General features: G+C 32.0%; 19 protein-coding genes. 14 read left to right on the top strand and 5 right to left on the bottom strand.

All coding sequences use genetic code 11. The annotated features are described in order from the left end of the window. Positions 1-74 precede the first annotated feature (74 nt). From M9Q43_RS02135 to M9Q43_RS02080, 12 genes are all read left to right on the top strand, one after another. Entirely contained in the window at positions 75-2,198 is a 2,124-nt protein-coding gene (locus tag M9Q43_RS02135; protein ID WP_262317330.1) for an elongation factor G, read from the top strand. A 67-nt stretch (positions 2,199-2,265) separates the two neighbouring features. Next, positions 2,266-2,637, top strand: coding sequence for a ribonuclease P protein component (gene rnpA, locus M9Q43_RS02130; RefSeq protein WP_262317329.1), 372 nt, complete (start codon positions 2,266-2,268; stop codon positions 2,635-2,637). 73 nt (positions 2,638-2,710) lie between these two features. Next, on the top strand, positions 2,711-4,345 hold the full coding sequence (locus M9Q43_RS02125; RefSeq protein ID WP_262317328.1) for a S41 family peptidase: 1,635 nt from the start codon (positions 2,711-2,713) through the stop codon (positions 4,343-4,345). Position 4,346: 1 nt separating this feature from the next. Next, on the top strand, positions 4,347-5,192 hold the full coding sequence (locus M9Q43_RS02120) for an OmpA family protein (RefSeq protein ID WP_262317327.1): 846 nt from the start codon (positions 4,347-4,349) through the stop codon (positions 5,190-5,192). Positions 5,193-5,308: 116 nt separating this feature from the next. Further along, positions 5,309-5,968, top strand: a complete 660-nt coding sequence (locus tag M9Q43_RS02115) for a helix-turn-helix domain-containing protein (protein ID WP_262317326.1) — start codon at positions 5,309-5,311, stop codon at positions 5,966-5,968. Positions 5,969-6,100: 132 nt separating this feature from the next. After that, positions 6,101-6,349 carry a hypothetical protein gene (locus M9Q43_RS02110; RefSeq protein ID WP_262317325.1) on the top strand — a complete coding sequence of 83 codons (249 nt, stop codon included), beginning with the start codon at positions 6,101-6,103 and terminating at the stop codon, positions 6,347-6,349. An 18-nt stretch (positions 6,350-6,367) separates the two neighbouring features. Beyond that, on the top strand, positions 6,368-7,054 hold the full coding sequence (locus tag M9Q43_RS02105) for a GLPGLI family protein (protein ID WP_262317324.1): 687 nt from the start codon (positions 6,368-6,370) through the stop codon (positions 7,052-7,054). A 184-nt stretch (positions 7,055-7,238) separates the two neighbouring features. Continuing rightward, a complete protein-coding gene (locus M9Q43_RS02100) occupies positions 7,239-7,463 on the top strand; it encodes a hypothetical protein (RefSeq protein ID WP_262317323.1) in 225 nt (74 codons plus the stop codon). A gap of 52 nt (positions 7,464-7,515) precedes the next feature. Beyond that, complete coding sequence (locus tag M9Q43_RS02095; protein WP_262317322.1) at positions 7,516-8,277, top strand: GLPGLI family protein; 762 nt, start codon at positions 7,516-7,518, stop codon at positions 8,275-8,277. Positions 8,278-8,535: 258 nt separating this feature from the next. Continuing rightward, positions 8,536-8,790: a hypothetical protein gene (locus M9Q43_RS02090; protein ID WP_262317321.1), complete on the top strand. Its 255-nt coding sequence runs from the start codon at positions 8,536-8,538 to the stop codon at positions 8,788-8,790. A gap of 56 nt (positions 8,791-8,846) precedes the next feature. Continuing rightward, positions 8,847-9,545, top strand: coding sequence for a GLPGLI family protein (locus M9Q43_RS02085; RefSeq protein WP_262317320.1), 699 nt, complete (start codon positions 8,847-8,849; stop codon positions 9,543-9,545). Next, positions 9,546-12,206, top strand: coding sequence for a TonB-dependent receptor (locus M9Q43_RS02080; protein ID WP_332841706.1), 2,661 nt, complete (start codon positions 9,546-9,548; stop codon positions 12,204-12,206). A gap of 125 nt (positions 12,207-12,331) precedes the next feature. On the opposite strand, the gene M9Q43_RS02075 is transcribed toward M9Q43_RS02080, so the two are convergent. The 4 genes from M9Q43_RS02075 to M9Q43_RS02060 all read right to left on the bottom strand — a co-directional run bounded on the left by M9Q43_RS02075 (position 12,332) and on the right by M9Q43_RS02060 (position 16,600). After that, positions 12,332-12,778, bottom strand: a complete 447-nt coding sequence (locus tag M9Q43_RS02075) for a GNAT family N-acetyltransferase (protein ID WP_262317318.1) — start codon at positions 12,776-12,778, stop codon at positions 12,332-12,334. Between the two features lie 36 nt (positions 12,779-12,814). Then, positions 12,815-13,795 (bottom strand): DUF4837 family protein, encoded by a 981-nt coding sequence (locus M9Q43_RS02070; RefSeq protein WP_262317317.1) that lies wholly within the window; start codon positions 13,793-13,795, stop codon positions 12,815-12,817. Between the two features lie 13 nt (positions 13,796-13,808). Then, on the bottom strand, positions 13,809-15,347 hold the full coding sequence (locus M9Q43_RS02065) for a lytic transglycosylase domain-containing protein (RefSeq protein WP_262317316.1): 1,539 nt from the start codon (positions 15,345-15,347) through the stop codon (positions 13,809-13,811). A gap of 65 nt (positions 15,348-15,412) precedes the next feature. Beyond that, the gene (locus M9Q43_RS02060) at positions 15,413-16,600 is read right to left on the bottom strand and encodes a phosphoglycerate kinase (RefSeq protein WP_262317315.1); all 1,188 of its coding nucleotides are present in this window, start codon (positions 16,598-16,600) and stop codon (positions 15,413-15,415) included. Positions 16,601-16,756: 156 nt separating this feature from the next. On the opposite strand from M9Q43_RS02060, the gene M9Q43_RS02055 reads away from it, so the two are divergent. Continuing rightward, on the top strand, positions 16,757-17,908 hold the full coding sequence (locus M9Q43_RS02055) for a DNA polymerase III subunit (RefSeq protein WP_262317314.1): 1,152 nt from the start codon (positions 16,757-16,759) through the stop codon (positions 17,906-17,908). Positions 17,909-17,910: 2 nt separating this feature from the next. Further along, positions 17,911-18,300 carry a DoxX family membrane protein gene (locus M9Q43_RS02050; RefSeq protein ID WP_262317313.1) on the top strand — a complete coding sequence of 130 codons (390 nt, stop codon included), beginning with the start codon at positions 17,911-17,913 and terminating at the stop codon, positions 18,298-18,300. Here M9Q43_RS02050 and M9Q43_RS02045 read toward each other — a convergent pair. Beyond that, entirely contained in the window at positions 18,297-20,573 is a 2,277-nt protein-coding gene (locus tag M9Q43_RS02045; RefSeq protein ID WP_262317312.1) for a helix-turn-helix domain-containing protein, read from the bottom strand. The genes M9Q43_RS02050 and M9Q43_RS02045 overlap by 4 nt on opposite strands. Between the last annotated feature and the right edge of the window lie 62 nt (positions 20,574-20,635).

The raw sequence follows: 20,635 nt of genomic DNA, 5'->3' as shown, positions 1-20,635 counted from the left end.
TTAGAATGTCGTAATTTTAAGGTGCTTAAAACGCAATTCAAAAAATTAGTACGCAATTTTAAAAAACAATAGTTATGAGCATTGCAACCAAAGACATTAGAAACGTGGTATTTCTTGGGCATTCAGGTTCAGGGAAAACCACATTCATCGAGACCATGTTGTTTGAAAGCGGTATCATTCCGCGTCGTGGTTCGGTAGAAGCACACAACACCATTTCTGATTTCACCGACTTAGAACGTGAACGCGAAAACACCATTTACAGCCATTTAATGCACGCCAAATGGCACAACAACAAAATAAACATTATTGACACACCTGGTTTTGATGATTTTATAGGCGAAGTGGTTTCGTCTTTAAAAGTTTCAGACACGGCTTTAATTCTTTTAAACGCAGCTTCTGGTGTAGAAGTTGGCACCGAAATCGTTTGGGAATATGTACAAAATTATCAAACTCCTGCCCTATTTGTCATCAATCAAATGGATCATCCAAAAGCGGATTATGACAACACTTTAGAACAAGCCAAAAATCGTTTTGGAAACAAAGTAATTCCGATACAATATCCGTACAATTCGGGAGAAAAATTCAATAGCATTATCGATGTCCTTCGCATGACGATGTATGTTTTCCCAGAAAATGGCGGAAAACCAGAAAAAATGCCTATTCCAACATCTGAATTAGAAAAAGCAAATGCACTTCATAACGCTTTAGTAGAAGCTGCCGCTGAAAATGAAGAAGGTTTAATGGAAAAATACTTTGAAAAAGGCAATTTAGACGAAGAAGAATTGGCAAAAGGATTAACCATTGCCTTGGCACATCAACAAATTTATCCTGTTTTTTGTGCTTCAGGATTGAAAGATATGGGAAGCGGAAGAATCATGGGATTTATCGATGATATTGCACCTTCTCCAGCCGACAGACCTGCTAAAAAATTAGAAAATGATGCTGAATTAAAATGCGATGCTTCTGATAAAACCACCATTTTTATTTACAAAACACTTTCTGAACCTCAAGTGGGAATGGTTTCCTATTTCAAAGTGCTTTCGGGCGAATTAAACGCTGGTGATGAATTAGTTAATGCAGATAATGGTGAAATCGAACGCCTAACTCAAATTTTTGTAACCGAAGGAAAACAACGAACTGCAGTAGAAAAATTAGTTGCTGGCGATTTAGGAGCAACGGTTCGTTTAAAATTTGGCCATTCAAATAATACGCTTAACGCGAAAGGTGTAGACCGAAAAATCAGAAAAATGCAATTTCCAGACAGCCGTATCAGAAAAGCCGTTTCGACCGCTAATCTTGCTGATATGGAAAAAATGATTAAAGCGTTGCACCAAATTCAGGAAGAAGATTTAACCTTAAAAGTGGAACAATCTGCCGAATTAAAACAAACTATTATTCAAGGACAAGGGCAATTGCATTTGGATTTAATCAAACACCGCATTGAAAACGAAAACAACATCGAAATACTGTTTGAAGAACCAAAAGTTCCGTATCGCGAAACCATAACAAAAGCTGCAAAAGCTGAATACCGTCATAAAAAACAGAGTGGTGGTTCGGGGCAATTTGGAGAAGTACATATTACCATTGAACCTTATTTTGACAATATGCCTGAACCACAAGGTGTAAACATTCGTAATAAAGAAATCGAAGAATTGCCTTGGGGCGGAAAATTTGCGTTCTATTGGTGTATTGTGGGTGGTGCCATTGATAATCGTTATGCAACTGCCATCAAAAAAGGCATCATGCATGAAATGACAGAAGGCCCGTTAACTGGTTCCAATTGTCAAAACATACGAGTTTGCATTTACGATGGAAAAATGCACGCCGTTGACAGCAATGATATTTCGTTTCAATTAGCGGCTTCACATGCATTTCGAATGGCTTTTAACGAAGCAAAACCACAACTTTTAGAACCCTATTATCATTTAGAAGTATTGTGCGAAGATAATCACACTGGTGATGTTATGGGCGATTTACAAACCCGAAGAGCCATCATTCAAGGCATGGACACCGACGGACATTATCAAAAAATAATAGCAGAAGTACCTTTAGCAGATCTAAAAGATTATGGTTCTTCCCTTCGTTCGTTAACACAAGGAAAAGCAAAATTCAAATTAGAATTTAGTAATTATCAATTAGTTCCTCCACACATTCAGGAAAATTTAGTTATAAGCAATGCGTCGCTTTCTGAAGTGTAAAAAATGAATTTTGCGATAGAAAAAGCTTCTTCATTATTTGAAGAGGCTTTTTTTATACCTTTGCGCTATGCAATTCACATATCCCAAAAAAGAAAAATTAAAAAGCAAAACCACTATCGATTTGCTTTTTTCAGAAGGAAATTCGGTTTCGAAATTCCCGCTGCGTTTGGTATATGTTGAAAACAAAGAACCCAATGCCGAACTAATGAAAATGGGAGTTTCGGTATCAAAAAAATATTTCAAAAAAGCGGTAGACCGAAATTATTTCAAACGCGTTTTGCGCGAAACATATCGTTTAAACAAGCATCTTTTGATTGATAATTTAGAAAAACCATATGCTTTTATGTTTTTCTATCAGACCAAAGAACGACTTTCGTATCAAGAAATCGAGGAGAAAACCATCCAACTTTTTCAAAAATTCAACGAAATTAAAAAGTAAATCACCACAATGGTTTAATTTTTGCTCAATATTATTTACTTTCGTAAAATAGTATCAATCAACACGTCAATCCATGAAGCTTTATTTCAAAAGAAAAATAATTATCCCTGTTGTAGCCTTAACTTTTCTTTTTATCGGAGTGAGTTTTAAAAACGATTTTTTTGAAATTGCCAAACAAATCGAAATTTTTACTGGTGTTTTCAAAACTGTGAATCAAAACTATGTCGATGAAACCAATCCAGGTGAAATGATGGATGTTGCCATAAAAGGCATGTTGAAAGAATTGGATCCTTATACTGTTTTTTTTAACGAACAAGATGTTTTAAAATTCAAAATTAACAATACGGGCGAATACACCGGAATTGGTGCTATGGTGCAACGGAAAGACGGAAAAGTATATTTAAAAGAAATTTACAAGGGATTTCCTGCGGATAAAGCAGGTTTAAAAGCTGGTGATGAAATTACGCAAATTGGCGATGTAAACTTAAAAGAATACACCGAAGACGCTTCGCAATTGCTAAAAGGAGCAAAAAACACAGCTGTTGTTGTGCAATACATCCGACAAGGAAAATCACAAACAGCCACAATTATTTTAGATGAAGTTGAAATCAAAGCAGTGCCTTTTTATGCACTTTTAAAAGATAATGTAGGTTATATAGTTTTGTCAAAATTTACCGAAAAAGCAAGTTCAGAAACAAAAGCAGCCTTACTTGACTTAAAAAATCAAGGTGCTACAAAAATCATATTAGATTTAAGAGGAAATCCAGGTGGTTTATTGCACGAAGCCGTAAATATTTGCAACTTATTTGTAGCTAAAGACGAACTTATTGTAACCACAAAATCTAAAAATCCGAAACACAATCATGTGTATAAAACTAAAAATGAACCTATCGATTTAGAAATTCCATTAGCTGTTATTGTAGATGGAAAAAGTGCTTCGGCTTCTGAAATTGTGGCAGGTGCAATTCAGGATTTAGATAGAGGAGTTGTTCTTGGTAGTAGAAGTTTTGGAAAAGGATTGGTACAAAGACCTTTGGATTTATCGTATGGAACTCAAGTTAAAGTTACTATTTCAAGATATTATACTCCTTCTGGAAGATGTATTCAAGCCTTAGATTATTCTAAAAAAGACGAAAACGGAAAAGCGATTAAGAAAAATCAAACCGAATTCAATTCATTTAAAACTAAAGCCGGAAGAACCGTTTATGATGGTGGAGGCGTGTTGCCAGATGTAGAAATTGAAGAGTCTAAAACAGCTAATATTACTGATGCTGTGGTAAAAAAAGACGCTGTTTTTAATTTTGCAACGCAATTGTATTACAAAAATCCAACACAAACCGGAATTCCTTCTGTTTCTGATACAGATTTTGCAAATTTTAAAACCTATTTAAAACAAGAAAAAATCAGTTTGGATACCGAAACCAACAAAGCGTTGAAAAACGTTTTAGAAAGCGCAAAAAAGGAGAAAATTGACACTGAAATTGCTGCTGAATACAAACAATTGGAATTAGCATTAGAAAGAAACCAAGATTTGGCTTTGGACAAAAACAAAGATCAAATTAAGAAATTATTGCAGGAAGAATTGATCATTCGCTATCAATATCGCGAAGGATTATATACTTTCTATACAAAAAACAATACCGAAATCGAAAAAGCTATTGCGCTTTTAAACAATACATCACAATATAAATCTGTTTTAAAAAAATAACATGAATCGCTTTCTTACTATACTATTTGTAGCTTTTTCTTGTCTTTCATTTGCCCAAGAAGAGGAAGAAGTACACTCGATATTTTTTGAATTTGATAAATCAAATTTAAAAAACGAACAAGCTGATGCAGTTGTTGCGTTTGTGAGCAAAATAGATACTTCTCGCATTGCTTCAGTTCAAATTTTTGGCTATTGCGATGATAGAGGCAAAGACGAATATAATTATATTTTATCGACCAATAGAGCAAATACCGTTAAAAACAAATTGGTTGAACGAGGTATCAAAAGCAAAATTATCATTACGCTTGAAGGCAAAGGCAGAATTATGCTCGATGAGGATATGCAAACCAATATTCCAGAAGCGCGCTCTAAAAACCGACGAGTTGATGTAGTGGTAAATTTTAAACCCATTGTAATTGAAGATTTAAAAATTCCAGGCGTTTATAGTTCGGTTAGAAAAGATGTTATTGTTGGCGATAGAATTTACCTTGATAAAGTACTTTTTGAACGTGGTAGTAGTAAATTAACTTATCAAGCTAAAAAAGAATTGGATAAAATTGCCATTCAATTACAAAAGAATAGAAACATTCAATTTGAAATTCAAGGACATGTTTGTTGTACACCCACTTTTCAAAAAGAAGCCGTTGATAGAGATACCAAAAAACGTGAACTTTCAACCAACAGAGCCAAACGTGTTTACAACTATTTATTAATGAAACAAATTAGTAAAACCCGAATGACTTTTAAGGGTTATGGCAACACACAATCGTTAAAACAAGGAAGCGCTTTAGACAGAAGAGTGGAGCTTTTGATTACCAAAAATGAACCTCCTGTTAAGAAGAAATAATGTTTATGATTTAACAAAAAGTATAAAAAAACCATACTTTTTGTTAAAATTTAAAACGTCAAATCAACGTTATTATATTTTTAATTACTTTACATTGTATTTGTAAAGCCAAAATCATGAATATTTTAATTGTTGACGACCATACTGGATACATAGAATCACTAAAAAGTATTGTTTCTTATGCCTTTGAAGATGTCAAAAATCTTGAAATCACAAAAAGTCTAAATTGTGAAAATGCTATTCAAACTATAAAACATCGTGTAGCAATTAATAAAACATTTGATCTTGCTATTATTGATTATATCATGCCTTCCTATACTGAAGAAGAAATCAATAATGGTGGTGATTTATGCACATACCTTAAAAAGGTTATGCCGTCTTGTAAAACCATAATTAACACAGGCATATTAGAAGATTTTACATTGTTTGAAATTGATCAAAAAGTAAAACCTGATGCCTTAACCTTAAAAAGCGATTTAAGTGTTGAGGATTATATAAAAGTTATTCAAGAAGTAGTGCAAGGCAAAAAATTTAAAAGCATCTACGTTACTGAAAAAATTAATAAAATATGGAAACATCAAACCTTTGCTCAAGAACAAAACAGAAAAATTGTAGAGTTATTAGCCTTGGGATACAAAATAAAAGAAATTGCAAAAGAATTATCTTTATCTGAAGTTGCTATTCAAAAACGGATTGTAAAAATTAAAGAAGCTTTAGAAATAAAAGATAGCAATACGAGCATTTTAAGAGAAGCCAAGCGCAGAGGTTATGTTTAACCAAACTAACACGTATGGTTTTACCATACATTTTGTTAAATGTTAAGCCTGTTGTTTTGATTATTAAACACTTTGTTAGATTTTCGAAAGGTTATAACAAAAAATATTTTATTAATTTTACAAAAGAACATTATGAAAAAAATGATTTTTAGTGCAGTAGCACTTGTAGCATTTTCTTTTGCTGGAATGGCAAATGAAGTAAAAGAGAAAAAAGTTGAAACGAAAACCGAAAACAAAAAAGTTGAAAAAATTAAGGTTAAAACAAATTGTGCTATAGCATATTTGGAAGATTTTGAAAGGTTAGAAAACTTAGGTCTTACCTTTGAAGCAGCAGGAGCAATTGCGTTTCACAACTATCAAAAATGCACAGGAACAAACTAAACGGTTTAAAATGTTCTTATGAAAAAAATAATTATATTATTGTTTTTAACTATAAATTCTTATGCACAAATACAGTCCGGCAAAATAGAATATAAGTTAGTGATTGGATATGATGAAAAACTATCAAACGATGCAATTCTTAAACCTTATTTAGAAAAAGCACAAGAAGGAGCAAAACAAATTTCATTTTTTCTTTCATTTAATAAAGAAGCCTCATTTTTTAAAATGAATGATTTTGTTAAAGATGAAAACACAGAATTTGCAAAAGCTTTTTCTGTTGCCACAAACTCCTATTATACATTAGCTGATTCTGAAAAAAAAATCAAACAAGTTGACAATCATTTTGGCCAATTTATAGTGAATTATAATGAAAAAACAGAGTGGAAATTAGAAAATGAGACCAAATACATTGGCGAACATTTATGCTATAAAGCAACATCTGAGCAAATTGTTATTAATTCAAAAGGCACATTTAAACACCCTATAACTGCTTGGTATTGTCCAAATATACCATTCCGTTTTGGACCAAAAGGTTATACGGCATTACCTGGATTAATATTGGAATTACAAGAGCGTAATCTTATTTATGGTGCATTTAAAATTGATTTGAAAAAAGAAAATGACATTATCGCAGAACCTAAAAAAGGAAAAGTTCTAACAGAAGAAGAATACAATAAAATAATTTCTAAGCCTTCAACTTTCTGATGTTTTATTTAAAACTATATTTTTTAACAAAAAGTTATATTTAAACATACCAACACGTATGTTTTATAATACATTTTGTTAAATGATAAGCCTGTTGTTTTGATTGTTAAACACTTTGTTAGAATTTCGAAAAGTTATAACAAAAAATAAATTATTAATTTTACAAAACAACATTATGAAAAAAATGATTTTTAGTGCAGTTGCACTTGTTGCATTTTCATTCGCTGGAATGGCAAATGAGATTGAAGAAGAGAAAATAGAAACAATAACCCTTAAATTATCTTGTGCTACAATTGCAGCAATTCAAACTATGGTTGCGAGTGAGGCTCATTGTAATGAAACTGGTAATGATTGGGATTCATGGACATATAACTTTGTTTATGAAACTTATTATACACAATGTTCTTAATTAAGCAAAAAGAGTCTTTATTTTTTAAAGGCTCTTATTAAAATCTCACTAAATGAAAAAAATATTTATTAGTTATATTTTCTTAATATTATTTATTGGTTGTAAAACAACTAAACAAAACACAATTAATGACAAAACAATCGTTATGTACAAAGTGTCTGAATCTAAAAAAACGGACAAACCTATTAAATTTGACCCTTCTTTTTTAACTTTTGAATTGATTTATGATAAAAACGAAAGTATATTTCACCTTGTAGATAAATTAGACGGCAATAGTAATAATATTGATATTAAAATTACCAAAGGCATCTATGATGGTTATATAAAATTTTATAAAAACAATTTAGAAAAGCAAAAATTTTTTAACGTTGATGAAAAAGGGCTAATATTTAATGTTGAAACTGATTTTAAAAATTATAAATGGGAGATAAACCCGAATGATACCAAAGAAATATCAGGATTTAAATGTTATAAAGCTACAGCAAAAACAGAGCGTAAACACAATGGAAAAACCCAAGATATATTTCAATCTTATGCATGGTTTACTTATGAAATTCCCACCTCTTTTGGTCCAAGGGGATTAGATGGTTTACCTGGCTTAGTGTTAGAAGGTTCCTTTGATGGCAATAAAATTTTTTATGTAACTTCAATTAATAAAACAGATCGAAATATTGAAAAACCTTCTGCGCAAAAAACCATTTCTTATGAAGAATATAGTAATCTAAAATATGATTCAGTATTTGAAATGAAAAAAGCACAACAAGAAAACGCAGCAGAAATTGAACAAGCAAAAAAACAACTTCCAAAAAAATAAACCATATTAAACTATTTATAGTATTTTTCTTCCTATTCCTACCAATAATCTCACATTCCCAAACCTTAACTGGCACGGTGAAAGGTTCACTTGGAAAACTATTTTTAAGAAAAAGTTATGTTTAACCATACCAACACGTATGGTAAAACCATACATTTTCTTAAATGTTAAGCCTGTTGTTTTGATTATTAAACACTTTGTTAGAATTTCACATGGTTATAACAAAAAATAAATTATTAATTTTACAAAACACAAATCATGAAAAAAACATTATTTAGTGCAGTTGCACTTGTAGCATTTTCTTTTGCTGGAATGGCAAATGAAGTAAAACAGGAAGTGAAAACAATTGAAATTACTAAACCAAAGAAAATTGAAGTAGTAAAGAAAAAAGATTGTTTTTTAATAGTTTCTGCATTAATGGACTTTATTGAGTCGCAAATTGGACCAATGGATCAAGATACTGCTATTTCTGTTAATGATAACTTGATGGCAACCTGTGAAGGGAACAATTAATCAAACCAACCAGCTAACTATTTTAAAATAATTAGCTGGTTTTTAAACAATCTATTATGAAAAAAGTATTTTTTTGTTTTCTACTATTTAGCAATTTAATTAATGGGCAATCTGGCACCGTTATTTATGAAGCAATTCCTCTTCAAATGGATGTTTCTAATAAAAAAACCTCAGAAGATGCAACAACAGATGCTGAGGTTAAAAACATGATTCAGAAAATGAATAAAGGAAATTTTAACACAACTCTAATCTTTAATAAAGAAAAAAGTTATTTTTATATTCCTAATGATTTGAATCAAAGCGAACTCGAAATGGGTGAAAAATTAAATAGAATATTAATGAAATATTCACCAACCTATTATGTAGTTAAAGATACTGCTACTTATACTTTAAAAGAAGATTTTATTGTTAAAAATAAGAGTACTCAAGAATGGACAATATCAAATCAAACAAAAAAAATTGACAATTTTATCTGTTACAAAGCCACTAAAATAGAAAAATTTAAAACAAGAAAAAATGAAGATGCTGAAATAACAATTACAGCTTGGTTTTGTGCTGATATTCCTTATTCATATGGACCTATAATGTATAATGGATTACCTGGATTAATTTTAGAATTAGAATTTAAAGGCTACAAATACGTTGCAAAAAAAATTATTTTGTCTCCAGAGAACACAACCATAGAGCTGCCAAGTAAAAATATAATTTCACAAGAAGAATATTCAAAAAAAATAAAAGAAAACTTTCAATTCTAAATGCCAAAACACCTAATTCTATTCCTACTTTTTCCTTTATTCACATTTTCCCAAACCCTAACTGGCACAGTGAAAGATTCTCTTGGAAACCCTTTACAAAATGCTAATGTAATTGCTAAACCTTTGGTTGAAAAGCAAGGGTTAAAATTTGCTATTGCAGATCATTTGGGGCGTTATAAATTAGAATTAGAAAAAGAAGTTTCTTATGAAGTAAGGGTTTCTTATCTTGGTTTTACAGAAGAAATTTTAAATCTTCCAGCTAATTTTACGCAAAAAGAACACCATTTTAAACTCAAAGAAACAGGACAAGAACTCAAAGAAATAATAATCACTTATGATTATAAACCCGTTGTGGTTAAAAAAGACACTTTGATTTATGATGTAAAAGCTTTTACCAACGGCAACGAACGAAAACTCAAAGAACAATTAGAAAAACTACCAGGTGTTGAAGTAGATAAAAACGGTGGCGTAACGGTTCAAGGCAAAAAAGTAACCAAGTTTTTAGTAGAAAATAAATCGTTTTTTGGTGGTGGCACCAAATTAGGTGTTGAAAATATTCCTGCAGATGCAGTTGATAAAGTAGAAGTAATTGACAACTTTAACGAAGTAGGTTTTCTTAAACAAGTTTCTGATTCTGAAGACTTGGCGATGAACATCAAACTGAAAGAAGACAAAAAGAAATTCATTTTTGGCGATGTCGATGCAGGCGTTGAAGTTGCAAACGACAACGGATTTTATTTGGGTCACGCTGCTTTGTTTTATTACGCGCCAAAAACGAATGTGAGTTTCATTGGCGACCTCAACAACATTGGTAGACGTACTTTTTCTTTTCAAGACATGATGCGCTTTCAAGGTGGTGCCAGTACTTTTATTTCGGGAAGAAAACAATTGACTGATTTGTATTCGTTTGCAAGCGATAACACCGATGTAATAGAAAATAAATCGCAATTTAGCGCTTTGAACTTTCGCCAAGAAATCAATTCTAAATTAGATGTGGAAGGTTTTGCTGTTTTTTCCAAACTTTTTACCAGCACTTTAACCGAAAGCAATATCGAATATCTTCAAAACACAACAGCCACTTCAGAAGAACGCATCAATAAAGCTGAAAATAAATCGATTTTAGGCATTGGAAACGTAAAACTAAATTACACACCCAACACAAAGGAGAAATGGTTTTACAACGGACAATTTCAATCGAGTGCTAATGATATGACTTCGATTTTAAATTCAAGACTCGATGGACAACAATCTTCGTTTGAAACGTTAAATTCTGCTGATAATGTTCAAATCAAACAATTTTTAGAATGGCATAAGCAAATTAATTCTAAACATACTACAACTTTTGTGATTAACCAAAGTTATGACGACCAAAAACCCATCAATACTTGGTTAACCGATACCGAATTCTTAACAGGTTTAATTCCGTTAGAAAATGATTCGTTTTACAACATTCAGCAAGTAAAAAAAGTAAAAAACAGTAGTGTTGATGTGCTTTTTAAACATTATTGGATTATCAACAATTACAATCATTTGTATACCAATATTGGAAATAATTTAGGAACTACACAACTTCAAATTACCGAAAAACAATACCTAACCGATGGTACTATTAATGATTTTGCTACAGAAGGTTTTGGGAACGACATGGATTATTTATTAAATGATTTATATTTGGGTTTAGAATATAAGTTCAAAATTGGAAAATGGGTGAACAAACCTGCAATTTATGCCCATTACTATCATTTGAAAACCGAACAAATTGCAGCAGATTACACCTTAAACAACACATTTTTACAACCTAGTTGGTTAAGCGAATACGAATTCAATCAATCGGAAAACTTAAAATTCAATTATCGTTTGGTGAATGAATTTCCCGAAGCGAATCGATTGTTAGAACGTTATACTTTACAAAGCTACAATTCGGTTTTTAGAGGAAATGCGTTATTACGAAACGAACGTTTTCACAACGCAACTTTGAATTACACAAAAACCAGTATGTATCGCGGTTTAATGCTATTTGTTAATGCAAGTTTTACCAAAAAGGTAAGAACGATTCGTAATGAAATTGGTTTAGATGGCATCAATCAATTTACAACGCCAACCATTACCGATAATCCAGAAACAACTTATCGTGTGTATGGAAATATTGATAAAAAAATCCATAAATTTAGATTGGGTTTAAATGCTAATTTATCTTGGTTCAACTATGTTCAAACCGTAAACAACCAAACTATTACAAACGACAGAAACAATCAAAGCATAGGAATTAAGCTACGAACTGCTAATAAAAAATGGCCAAGTGCAAGTATAAGTTATAATAAAATGTTTAGTCAGTTTTCAGGATTAACCAATTCATCGCTAACATCAGATAGATTGGGTTTTGATTTTGATATCGATTTTTGGAAACATTTTAATTTTAAAACCGATTACGAAATAACCTTTAACGAAAACAGCAACAACATCGCAACCGATTTTAGAATTGCCAATGCGTATTTGAGTTATCAAAAGAAAAACAATCCATTTCGATTTGAACTTTCGGCACAGAATTACTTGAACAATGGTACTAAAATCAACAACTCTTTCTCTGATTTTATGATTTCGAGTTCCACTACTTACACATTACCAAGAATTGTAATGTTAACGGTTAGTTATAAGCTCTAAAAAAGTTTTCAGTCGCAGTTTTCAGTCGCAGTAAAACTAGATTTGTGAACTTGGACTTTCTTAGTTCGCATTTGGCTGTAAATACCTTTAATCTGTGTTACAGGCGGTTCTGCTGAGACTGTAAACTAAGAACGCTTCATCTGAATATGAGGAATATCGTCTTCTAAATACATTTCACTAGTTTGGATAAATCCATGTGATTCGTAGAATTTTTTTAGATATTCTTGAGCCGAAATCGTAATTGCAGTTTCATTGAAATTTTCTTTAATCGCTTCAATAGAAACTCGCATTAAATCGTGTCCAATTTTTTTATCGCGGTATTTTGGGCTCACCACAACTCTTCCTATCGAAGTTTCATCAAAATAATAGCCTTTGTTAAACAAACGAGAGTATGCAGCCAAATCGCCGTTGTAATACCCTAAAACGTGAATTGCCTTCTCGTCTTTGCCATCAATGTCTTGATAAACGCAATTTTGCTCCACCACAAACACTTCTGAGCGAAGTTGCAGTAAAGAATATAGTTCGGTGGTAGAAAGTTCGTTAAATCGCTTTATTTCGAATGTTATTTCCATTATAAAAAAGAAGTTCCCAATCAAGGGAACTTTATATTATTTTAAAAATTTAACCGACTGAATTATCGCTTCCAATTCAAAAACTAAATCTCGTTTTGATTTAGACGGATTATAAGTAAATCCTTCTAAAATTAAATAGCGGTTGTTTTTAGTATCTTTAATTGCATAATTTACAAAAGGTCCGGCCATGAAATCGTTTTTTAATTCCCAAGTTCCTTTTGTTAAATAAGTTTTTTTACCTGCAACGGTTACATCAAACAAATAAGGCGCATAAGCTGCTTCGGTAATCATCCAAGTGTTAGGAAGTGTTCCGTGAATATTTGCTTTTCCAATTTCATCACGCATTGCAGTAATATTAGCAATAATGTTAGTGTCTTTTTCAACTTTTTCAATTGGAACTTGATAAATCAAAATACTATTATAACCTGATGAAAACTCTTTTCTTAACCAAATAAAATTGTCTTTCACCATATCATATTTGAATCCGAATCCGATTTCTAAACTTACACCAAACATTTTTTGAACCTTGTCGTCTGAAACTAATGATTTTTTCATTCGAAGTTGATTCTCTATGATTTCGGCTGATTTAACAGTTTTAATAATTTCGGCTGATTTTTCTTCTAAAACCTTTAAAACATCTTCTGTTGTTTTTCCAGAAACTAGAAATACTTTTTGAGGCTTTGCATATACATTATTGTTCGATGAAAAACCTGTTTTAGTATCTTTTTTTACGATAATGATGTTACGGCTTTTTCTAACAAACCCTTCAAAAACCTTGGTTGGATACTGGTTTAAAGTAAACAATGGTTCTTCTTGAGGCAATCCATCAACTGGTGCTGCGAATTTTTTTCTGATGCTATCGCCAATTTCACCATTCCATAAATTATCGTCAATTATAATGGAAACATTATTAATTTTTCCGTTTGATTCTGATAAAACGGCTTGCGCTTCTTCTTTGTTTTCTTTACAAGAAAAAAGTGAAAAAGTGATAAAAAATAGAATTGCTAATTGTTTCATTGAAAAAAGGGGTTTATCCGTTAATTTTTAATTTCATTCCGGGTTGAATATTATCACCGCTAATATCGTTCCATTTTTTTAAATCTTCAATAGAAACTCCGGGAAATTGTTTTGAAATCGAAAATAATGAATCACCATTTTTAACCGTATAAGTACCATTTTTACTGGTTTTTTGCTCTGAATTTTCAGTTATTTTTTTATCAGAATAAATTTTTAATTTTTTTCCAGCTTGAATCGTATTTCCTTTAATTTTATTCCAAGATTTTAGATTGCTAATTGAAACATTGTATTTATCCGCAATTTTTCCAAGGCTTTCACCGCTTTTTATAGTGTGAAATTGTGTTTTTCGTTCAAATTTAGGTTTACTTACAGCCGTTGAAGTCGAATCTGCACCTGTACCAATGGAATCTTTTGAAGTCGATGCAATATATTCTGATTTTGTTTTTTCTTTAAATGTTTCCAAGTAATTCAAATAAGCATATACTTTTTCTTCATTTGAAACAAAAAGTCCCATTTTGTTTTTTGGTAAACGCAAATAATGCGCTTTATCTTCTTCAAACGGAATTACTTTTAATTTATAAATCGGATTTAAAAATTCAATTTGTTCCACTGGAATATCCAATAATTCCGAAATATGTTTGAACGACATTTGTTTTTTCACCATAATGGTATCGGTTTCAAAATACGTTAAAGTCGCTTTTTTTGGAAGAATTCCGTGTTCTTTTTTGAATTCGTAAATGTACATTGTGGCTAAAAAAGCTGGAACATAGTTTGCTGTTTCACGTGGAAGAAATTTGCGAATATTCCAATAATTTTGGCTTCCACCAGAACGACGAATCGCTTTTGAAACGTTTCCAGGTCCAGCATTGTAAGAAGCTAAAACCAAACTCCAATCGCCAAAAATTTCATATAAATGTGACAAATATTGGCAAGCAGCTTCTGTTGCTTTTAATGGATCATGGCGTTCATCAACATAAGAATTTACTTCTAAGTTATATTGTTTTCCAGTTGGGTACATAAATTGCCAAAGTCCAGAAGCGCCAACTCTTGATTTTGCTTTAGGGTTTAAAGCCGATTCAACTATAGCTAAATATTTTAATTCCAAAGGAATGTTATATTTAGCTAAATGCTCTTCAAACATTGGAAAATAATATTCGGAAACCGCCATTAATCGCTCAAAAGCTTTGGTTCTATTCTTTAAAAAAGACTTAATTGTGTTTTCTAAAGCTGGATTATATTCAATATTAAAAGGCGACTTTGCATCCATTTTTGCCAATCGTTTTTTTAATACTTCTGATGATAAATCATAACTAACTTCAGAATCAATATTAAGACTTGAAATATCAGAAAACATATTTTCAGACAATTCAGTATTTGTTAGTTCCGCCATCCATCTTTCGTCAATACAATTACTAGTTGAGTGATTGACAAACGTGTTTTTTAGTGAATCTAAATACGATAACTTTGGTAACGTCAATGTGTTTTGCTCTAAACTTTCTTGAGCAAAGCCAACTGACGAGACTAAAAGTGATATAAAAATTAATTTTTTCATTCTGTTTTTGTTTTTTGGGGCGCATTAAAAACTAATAACTTAATTATCAGGTTTTTATTGTGTAATTATTCTAAAATAGCTGCAATTCCAGGTAAGGTTCTGCCTTCTAACATTTCTAACATCGCTCCACCACCGGTAGAAACGTAACTCATCTTTGGTTCTAATCCAAATTGCTTTACAGCAGCAACGCTATCGCCACCACCTACAAGTGAAAAAGCTCCATTTGCAGTTGATTCTGCAATATATTCGCCTAAAGAAATTGTTCCTTTTGCGAAGTTTTCTATTTCAAAAACACCCAAAGGACCGTTCCATAAAATGGTTTTTGAATCTAAAATTATTTGTCTAAAAATGGCTAAGGATTTTGGTCCAGCGTCTAAACCTTGCCAACCGTCAGGAATATGGTTTACGTCAACAATTTGAGTATTTGCATCGTTTGAAAACGAATCTGCAGCCACAACATCCACAGGTAAGTGAATTTGAACGCCTTTTTCTTTTGCTTGTTTTAAAATTTCGATAGCCAATTCTAATTTGTCGTCTTCACAAATTGAATTCCCGATTTTTCCACCCAAAGCTTTTATAAACGTAAACGTCATTCCACCACCAATAATCATGTGGTTTACTTTATCTAATATATTTTCAATAACCGTAATTTTCGAAGAAACTTTACTTCCTCCTAATATCGCAACTACTGGTTTTTCAGAGTTTTTCAATACTTTTTCGATACTTTCAATTTCTTTGGCTAACAAATATCCGAAGCATTTTGCATCTTGGAAAAATTGAGCAATAATGGTTGTGGAAGCGTGTGCTCTGTGTGCTGTTCCAAAAGCATCGTTCACATAAATATCACCTAACGAAGCTAATTTTTTTGAAAATTCAACATCTCCTTTTTCTTCTTCGGCATAAAAACGTAAGTTTTCTAATAATAAAATTTCGCCCGGTTGTAGATTTTTTGATGCATTTTCAGCAATTTCTCCAATACAATCAGAAGCAAAATGCACTTTTTGACCCAAAATTTCTTCTGTTTTTGCAACGATGTGTTGTAACGAATATTTTGCTTCTACACCTTTTGGTCTTCCTAAGTGACTCATTAAAATTACACTTCCGCCATCTTTCAATATTTTGTCAATTGTAGGCTTTGCTGCCTCGATTCTTGTAGCATCGGTAACCTTAAAATTTTCATCTAAAGGTACGTTGAAGTCTACTCGGATAATTGCTTTTTTATTATTGAAATTGAAGTCGTTGAGTGTTTTCATTTATTGCTTTTTTAATTCGAATGATTGCAAATATAAATTATTGTATTTTAAATCTTTATAATAAATATCATATTTTGTGTTTTTTTTAAATCTTGCAAAACCAATTTTTTGATTTCTTTTCTACCAATTTTGGTAATTTTTGATTAGGTTTGTTCCATGCTTTTCAAAGATATTTTAGGACAAGAACATATTAAAAATCACTTAACTAAGAGTGCCGAAGCCGGAAGAATTCCGCACGCTCAGTTGTTTGTGGGTCCCGAAGGTTGTGGTACACTTCCTATGGCGATTGCGTATGCACAATATATTTTGTGTGGCAATGTTGGTGGAGAAAATGTAGGCGATAATTCAGTTTGTAACCTAAAATTCGAACATTTTTCACATCCTGATTTGCATTTTGTTTTTCCTGTTGCAGGAACTGATACTGTTAAAAGTCATGCCGTTAGTGATAATTTCATGATAGAATGGCGCCATTTTTTAACCGAATCGCCTTACGGAAGTTTGTTTGATTGGTTGAAAAATCTTGGAATTCAAAATAAACAAGGGTTAATTGGAGTAGATGAAGCAACTGAAATCAACAAAAAATTATCGTTAAAAGCTTACGAAGGTGGTTACAAAGTAATGATCATTTGGATGGCCGATAAAATGAATGGCCCTTCAGCAAATAAATTATTGAAGTTATTAGAAGAACCGCCCGCCAAAACCGTTTTTATCTTAATTACCGAAAGCACGAGCGATATGTTGCAAACGATTTTATCGCGTTGTCAAGTGATTGATTTTATTGGTTTGAGCGAAAGTGTAATTGCAGAAGCTTTGGTTTCACGTGAAAATTGTGAGCCAACTATTGCTAAAAAAATTGCGCATCAAAGCGAAGGAAATTATAACAAAGCCTTACATATTTTACGAAAAGAGGATGATGAATATCCTTTTGACGAATGGTTTGTAGAATGGGTGAGAAGTGCTTTTCGTGCCAAAGGAAATGCTGCTGCAATTAACGATTTAATTGCTTGGAGCGAAAACATTGCATCCACTGGAAGAGAAACGCAAAAACAATTTTTACATTATTGTATTCACTTTTTCAGACAAGCTTTATTACTGAATTACAAAGCAAATGATTTGGTGTTTTTAGAAACAAAAGTGCCTAAATTTGAATTAGAAAAATTTGCTCCGTTTGTAAATGGTGCAAATATTACAGATATTTACAAAGAATTAGAAGATGCTATTTACCATATTGAACGCAACGGAAATAGCAAAATCATCCTAACCGATTTATCTATAAAATTAACTCGATTAATCCACAAAAACGCATAATTATGACACAAGTAGCTCCACTTTTAGTTTTGGCTTTTTTAGCAATTACCTTTTTACAATCTGGATATGATAAAATTAAAGACTGGAAAGGCAATGTCGAATGGTTAAATGGACATTTTTCTAATACTGTTTTAGCGAAACAAGTTCCTTTCGCTTTAGGAATTGTATTACTTTTAGAAATTGTTTCAGGTGTTTTATGTGTTTCGGGTATAATTCAAAACATCATGCAAGATGTGGTAATAAAAGGGTTAGGCTTTTATGGCGCTATTTTATCTTGTGTTACTTTACTATTTCTTTTGTTTGGACAACGATTAGCGAAAGATTATGACGGTGCAAGAACTATCGTAATTTACTTTATTCCAGCTGTAATGTTGGTAAACTGGTTGAGTTAATTCGTTATACCCGCTTTAAACAAACGCAACTCATCCCAGGAAAATTTATCGCCGTGGATTTCTTTTAATTCACCTAAACTTTCGCCTTTAAAATCTTTAAAAGCCACTTTTAAATCGGAAATTTTATCTTCTGGCAAAATGTCGGAAAGTTGCACGATTTCCATTTGAATCAGCTTAGTAAAATGGTTATAGATGGTTTGTGGTGTTAGTTTTCGCTGTTTAGCAATTTCGTAAATTGATAAGTTTTGTTTCCACAATTCTAAGGTGTCTTCGTAAGTCGATTTCTTTGGTTCTTTTGTTTTTTTCTTTTTTGAATCGGTGTAATACGAAACCTCTTCGTCGTCTTCCACCAAAGCAGCGTGCGAAGTTCTAAAGCGTTCTGCTACAACCACTAACTTATTGATTTTATAAGTACTCATGTCTTCCGAAATTAAATTTTTCTTCGAAATCTCTTTTCCATCGACAATGATATTAGTTAGTAATTTTGCTTTTTTCAGTTGTAAAATTGCTTTGATTTGGAGTTCTTCTAAAACCAATAATTCGTCATAAAACGCTTTCACTTTTTTGATGCGTTTTACTTCTTCAATTTTCAATAACAATTCTTCTGCAACTGCATCTAACGTTTTGAAAAAATATTGATAAGCCGCATCACATCGTTCTTTAACAAATTTGATATCCAGATTTTCATCGTAGAAAATTTTCTGTAATTGGGACATAAATTTCCCCGAAGGTTCTAAAATTTCGGCGATTTTATCATTTTGAGTTTTTGCCCAGTCGTTATGCTTTGTTTTAGGTGATTTCGGTGCTTCGGAGTTATAACTAAACAAATGATTGCGCCATTCTTGACCTAATTCTTTGAAATCAAATGAATTAAGCAACGTATTCAACCAAAAAAACAACGTTTCTTTGGCTAACGAATGTTGTAAGATTTCTTCAGAAGCTTTGTTTTCAGCATAATTAAGCACTTCTTCATCGCTCGAAATACCATTCATTCGCAACGGAGACAGCAAAATAAGCCCTTTTAACGAACGCAAACGCGATAAAGCTACATACGCTTGTCCAGGCGCAAAAACTTGCGATACATCGAGCGCTGCTTTGTCAAAAGTTAAGCCTTGACTTTTATGCACCGTAATCGCCCAAGCCAATTTGATAGGGTAGTGGACAAAAGTTCCGATGACTTCTTCTTCAATTTCTTTTGTATTTTCGTTGACTTTGTAGCGAATATTTTGCCATTCGTACCTTTCAACTTCAATAGTTTTATTTTCTTCAGGAAAGTGAACAAAAATTTCTTTTTCTGTTAACGATTTAATAACGCCCATTTTTCCGTTATAATATTGCTTTTCGAAATTCAAATCGTTTTTAACAAACATGACTTGCGAACCAACTTTGAGTTGTAATTTTTCGTCTAATGGAAATATTTTTTCTGGAAAATCGTCTGTAATTTCAGGTAAATAGGTGAATTGCTTGCCTTCAAGATCTTGTAAAGACTTTGCGTTTATGGTATCCGCTTTGGAATTGTGAGTAGTTAAAATGATGAATCCTTTATTTTTCTTGAGATCAAAATCGGGTTGTACAAATTGATTTAGAAGTTGAACATCTTCCGAAGTGATTTTATTGTGTCGTAAATTGTTCAAAACATCAATAAATTCGGCATCTGTTTGACGGAAAATTTTATCCAACTCAATATACAAAGGCGGATATTGTTGAATAATATGTGAATGAAAAAAGAACATACCTCGATAGTAATTCTTTAGCATTTCCCATTCTTCATTTTTCACTACTGGTGGTAATTGTAATAAATCTCCTATAAAAAGAACTTGAACCCCACCGAAAGGTCTTTCGTTTCTGCGTACTTTTCGCATCATAAAATCCATGGCATCCAAAACATCGGCACGCAACATAGATACTTCATCAATAACCAACAATTCCATATTTCGAATTACGGAACGTTTCACGTTATTCATCTTAAAATGACGACCTAACGAATCGCGATTTTCAAATTTTACAGTGTCTGAAAAATGTGTAAGTTGCTTATTATCAGGAATAAAAGCTGCAAAGGGCAATTGAAACATCGAATGAATCGTAACGCCATTTGCATTCAAAGCGGCAATTCCTGTAGGTGCTACAACAACCGTATTTTTATGTGTCGTAGCGATAATTTCCTTTAAAAGTGTGGTTTTTCCGGTTCCTGCTTTTCCGGTAAGGAAGATGGATTTATTGGTTTGATTAATAAATCGGAGGGTGTAACTAGCTGCGGCTGATAATGGTTCCATTTGGCATATAAATTTGAAATACAAATATATAGAAACGATTATAAATAAAAAAGTCCCGATTA

This window comes from Flavobacterium odoriferum (genome assembly GCF_025499515.1).
GTDB classification, from domain to species: Bacteria; Bacteroidota; Bacteroidia; order Flavobacteriales; family Flavobacteriaceae; genus Flavobacterium; species Flavobacterium odoriferum.
The sequence above is the reverse complement of the archived record's forward strand: the minus strand, read 5'-3'. Positions and strand labels throughout refer to the sequence as shown.

What these genes read in the sequence shown, in the direction of transcription:
- M9Q43_RS02120 (WP_262317327.1), top strand. Translation starts at nt 4,347, where the DNA reads ATGAATCGCTTTCTTACTATACTATTTGTAGCTTTTTCTTGTCTTTCA.
- M9Q43_RS02125 (WP_262317328.1), top strand. Translation starts at nt 2,711, where the DNA reads ATGAAGCTTTATTTCAAAAGAAAAATAATTATCCCTGTTGTAGCCTTA.
- M9Q43_RS02135 (WP_262317330.1), top strand. Translation starts at nt 75, where the DNA reads ATGAGCATTGCAACCAAAGACATTAGAAACGTGGTATTTCTTGGGCAT.
- M9Q43_RS02085 (WP_262317320.1), top strand. Translation starts at nt 8,847, where the DNA reads ATGAAAAAAGTATTTTTTTGTTTTCTACTATTTAGCAATTTAATTAAT.
- M9Q43_RS02045 (WP_262317312.1), bottom strand. Translation starts at nt 20,573, where the DNA reads ATGGAACCATTATCAGCCGCAGCTAGTTACACCCTCCGATTTATTAAT.
- M9Q43_RS02075 (WP_262317318.1), bottom strand. Translation starts at nt 12,778, where the DNA reads ATGGAAATAACATTCGAAATAAAGCGATTTAACGAACTTTCTACCACC.
- M9Q43_RS02115 (WP_262317326.1), top strand. Translation starts at nt 5,309, where the DNA reads ATGAATATTTTAATTGTTGACGACCATACTGGATACATAGAATCACTA.
- M9Q43_RS02090 (WP_262317321.1), top strand. Translation starts at nt 8,536, where the DNA reads ATGAAAAAAACATTATTTAGTGCAGTTGCACTTGTAGCATTTTCTTTT.
- M9Q43_RS02060 (WP_262317315.1), bottom strand. Translation starts at nt 16,600, where the DNA reads ATGAAAACACTCAACGACTTCAATTTCAATAATAAAAAAGCAATTATC.
- M9Q43_RS02105 (WP_262317324.1), top strand. Translation starts at nt 6,368, where the DNA reads ATGAAAAAAATAATTATATTATTGTTTTTAACTATAAATTCTTATGCA.
- M9Q43_RS02070 (WP_262317317.1), bottom strand. Translation starts at nt 13,795, where the DNA reads ATGAAACAATTAGCAATTCTATTTTTTATCACTTTTTCACTTTTTTCT.
- M9Q43_RS02065 (WP_262317316.1), bottom strand. Translation starts at nt 15,347, where the DNA reads ATGAAAAAATTAATTTTTATATCACTTTTAGTCTCGTCAGTTGGCTTT.
- M9Q43_RS02055 (WP_262317314.1), top strand. Translation starts at nt 16,757, where the DNA reads ATGCTTTTCAAAGATATTTTAGGACAAGAACATATTAAAAATCACTTA.
- M9Q43_RS02080 (WP_332841706.1), top strand. Translation starts at nt 9,546, where the DNA reads ATGCCAAAACACCTAATTCTATTCCTACTTTTTCCTTTATTCACATTT.
- rnpA (WP_262317329.1), top strand. Translation starts at nt 2,266, where the DNA reads ATGCAATTCACATATCCCAAAAAAGAAAAATTAAAAAGCAAAACCACT.
- M9Q43_RS02050 (WP_262317313.1), top strand. Translation starts at nt 17,911, where the DNA reads ATGACACAAGTAGCTCCACTTTTAGTTTTGGCTTTTTTAGCAATTACC.
- M9Q43_RS02095 (WP_262317322.1), top strand. Translation starts at nt 7,516, where the DNA reads ATGAAAAAAATATTTATTAGTTATATTTTCTTAATATTATTTATTGGT.
- M9Q43_RS02110 (WP_262317325.1), top strand. Translation starts at nt 6,101, where the DNA reads ATGAAAAAAATGATTTTTAGTGCAGTAGCACTTGTAGCATTTTCTTTT.
- M9Q43_RS02100 (WP_262317323.1), top strand. Translation starts at nt 7,239, where the DNA reads ATGATTTTTAGTGCAGTTGCACTTGTTGCATTTTCATTCGCTGGAATG.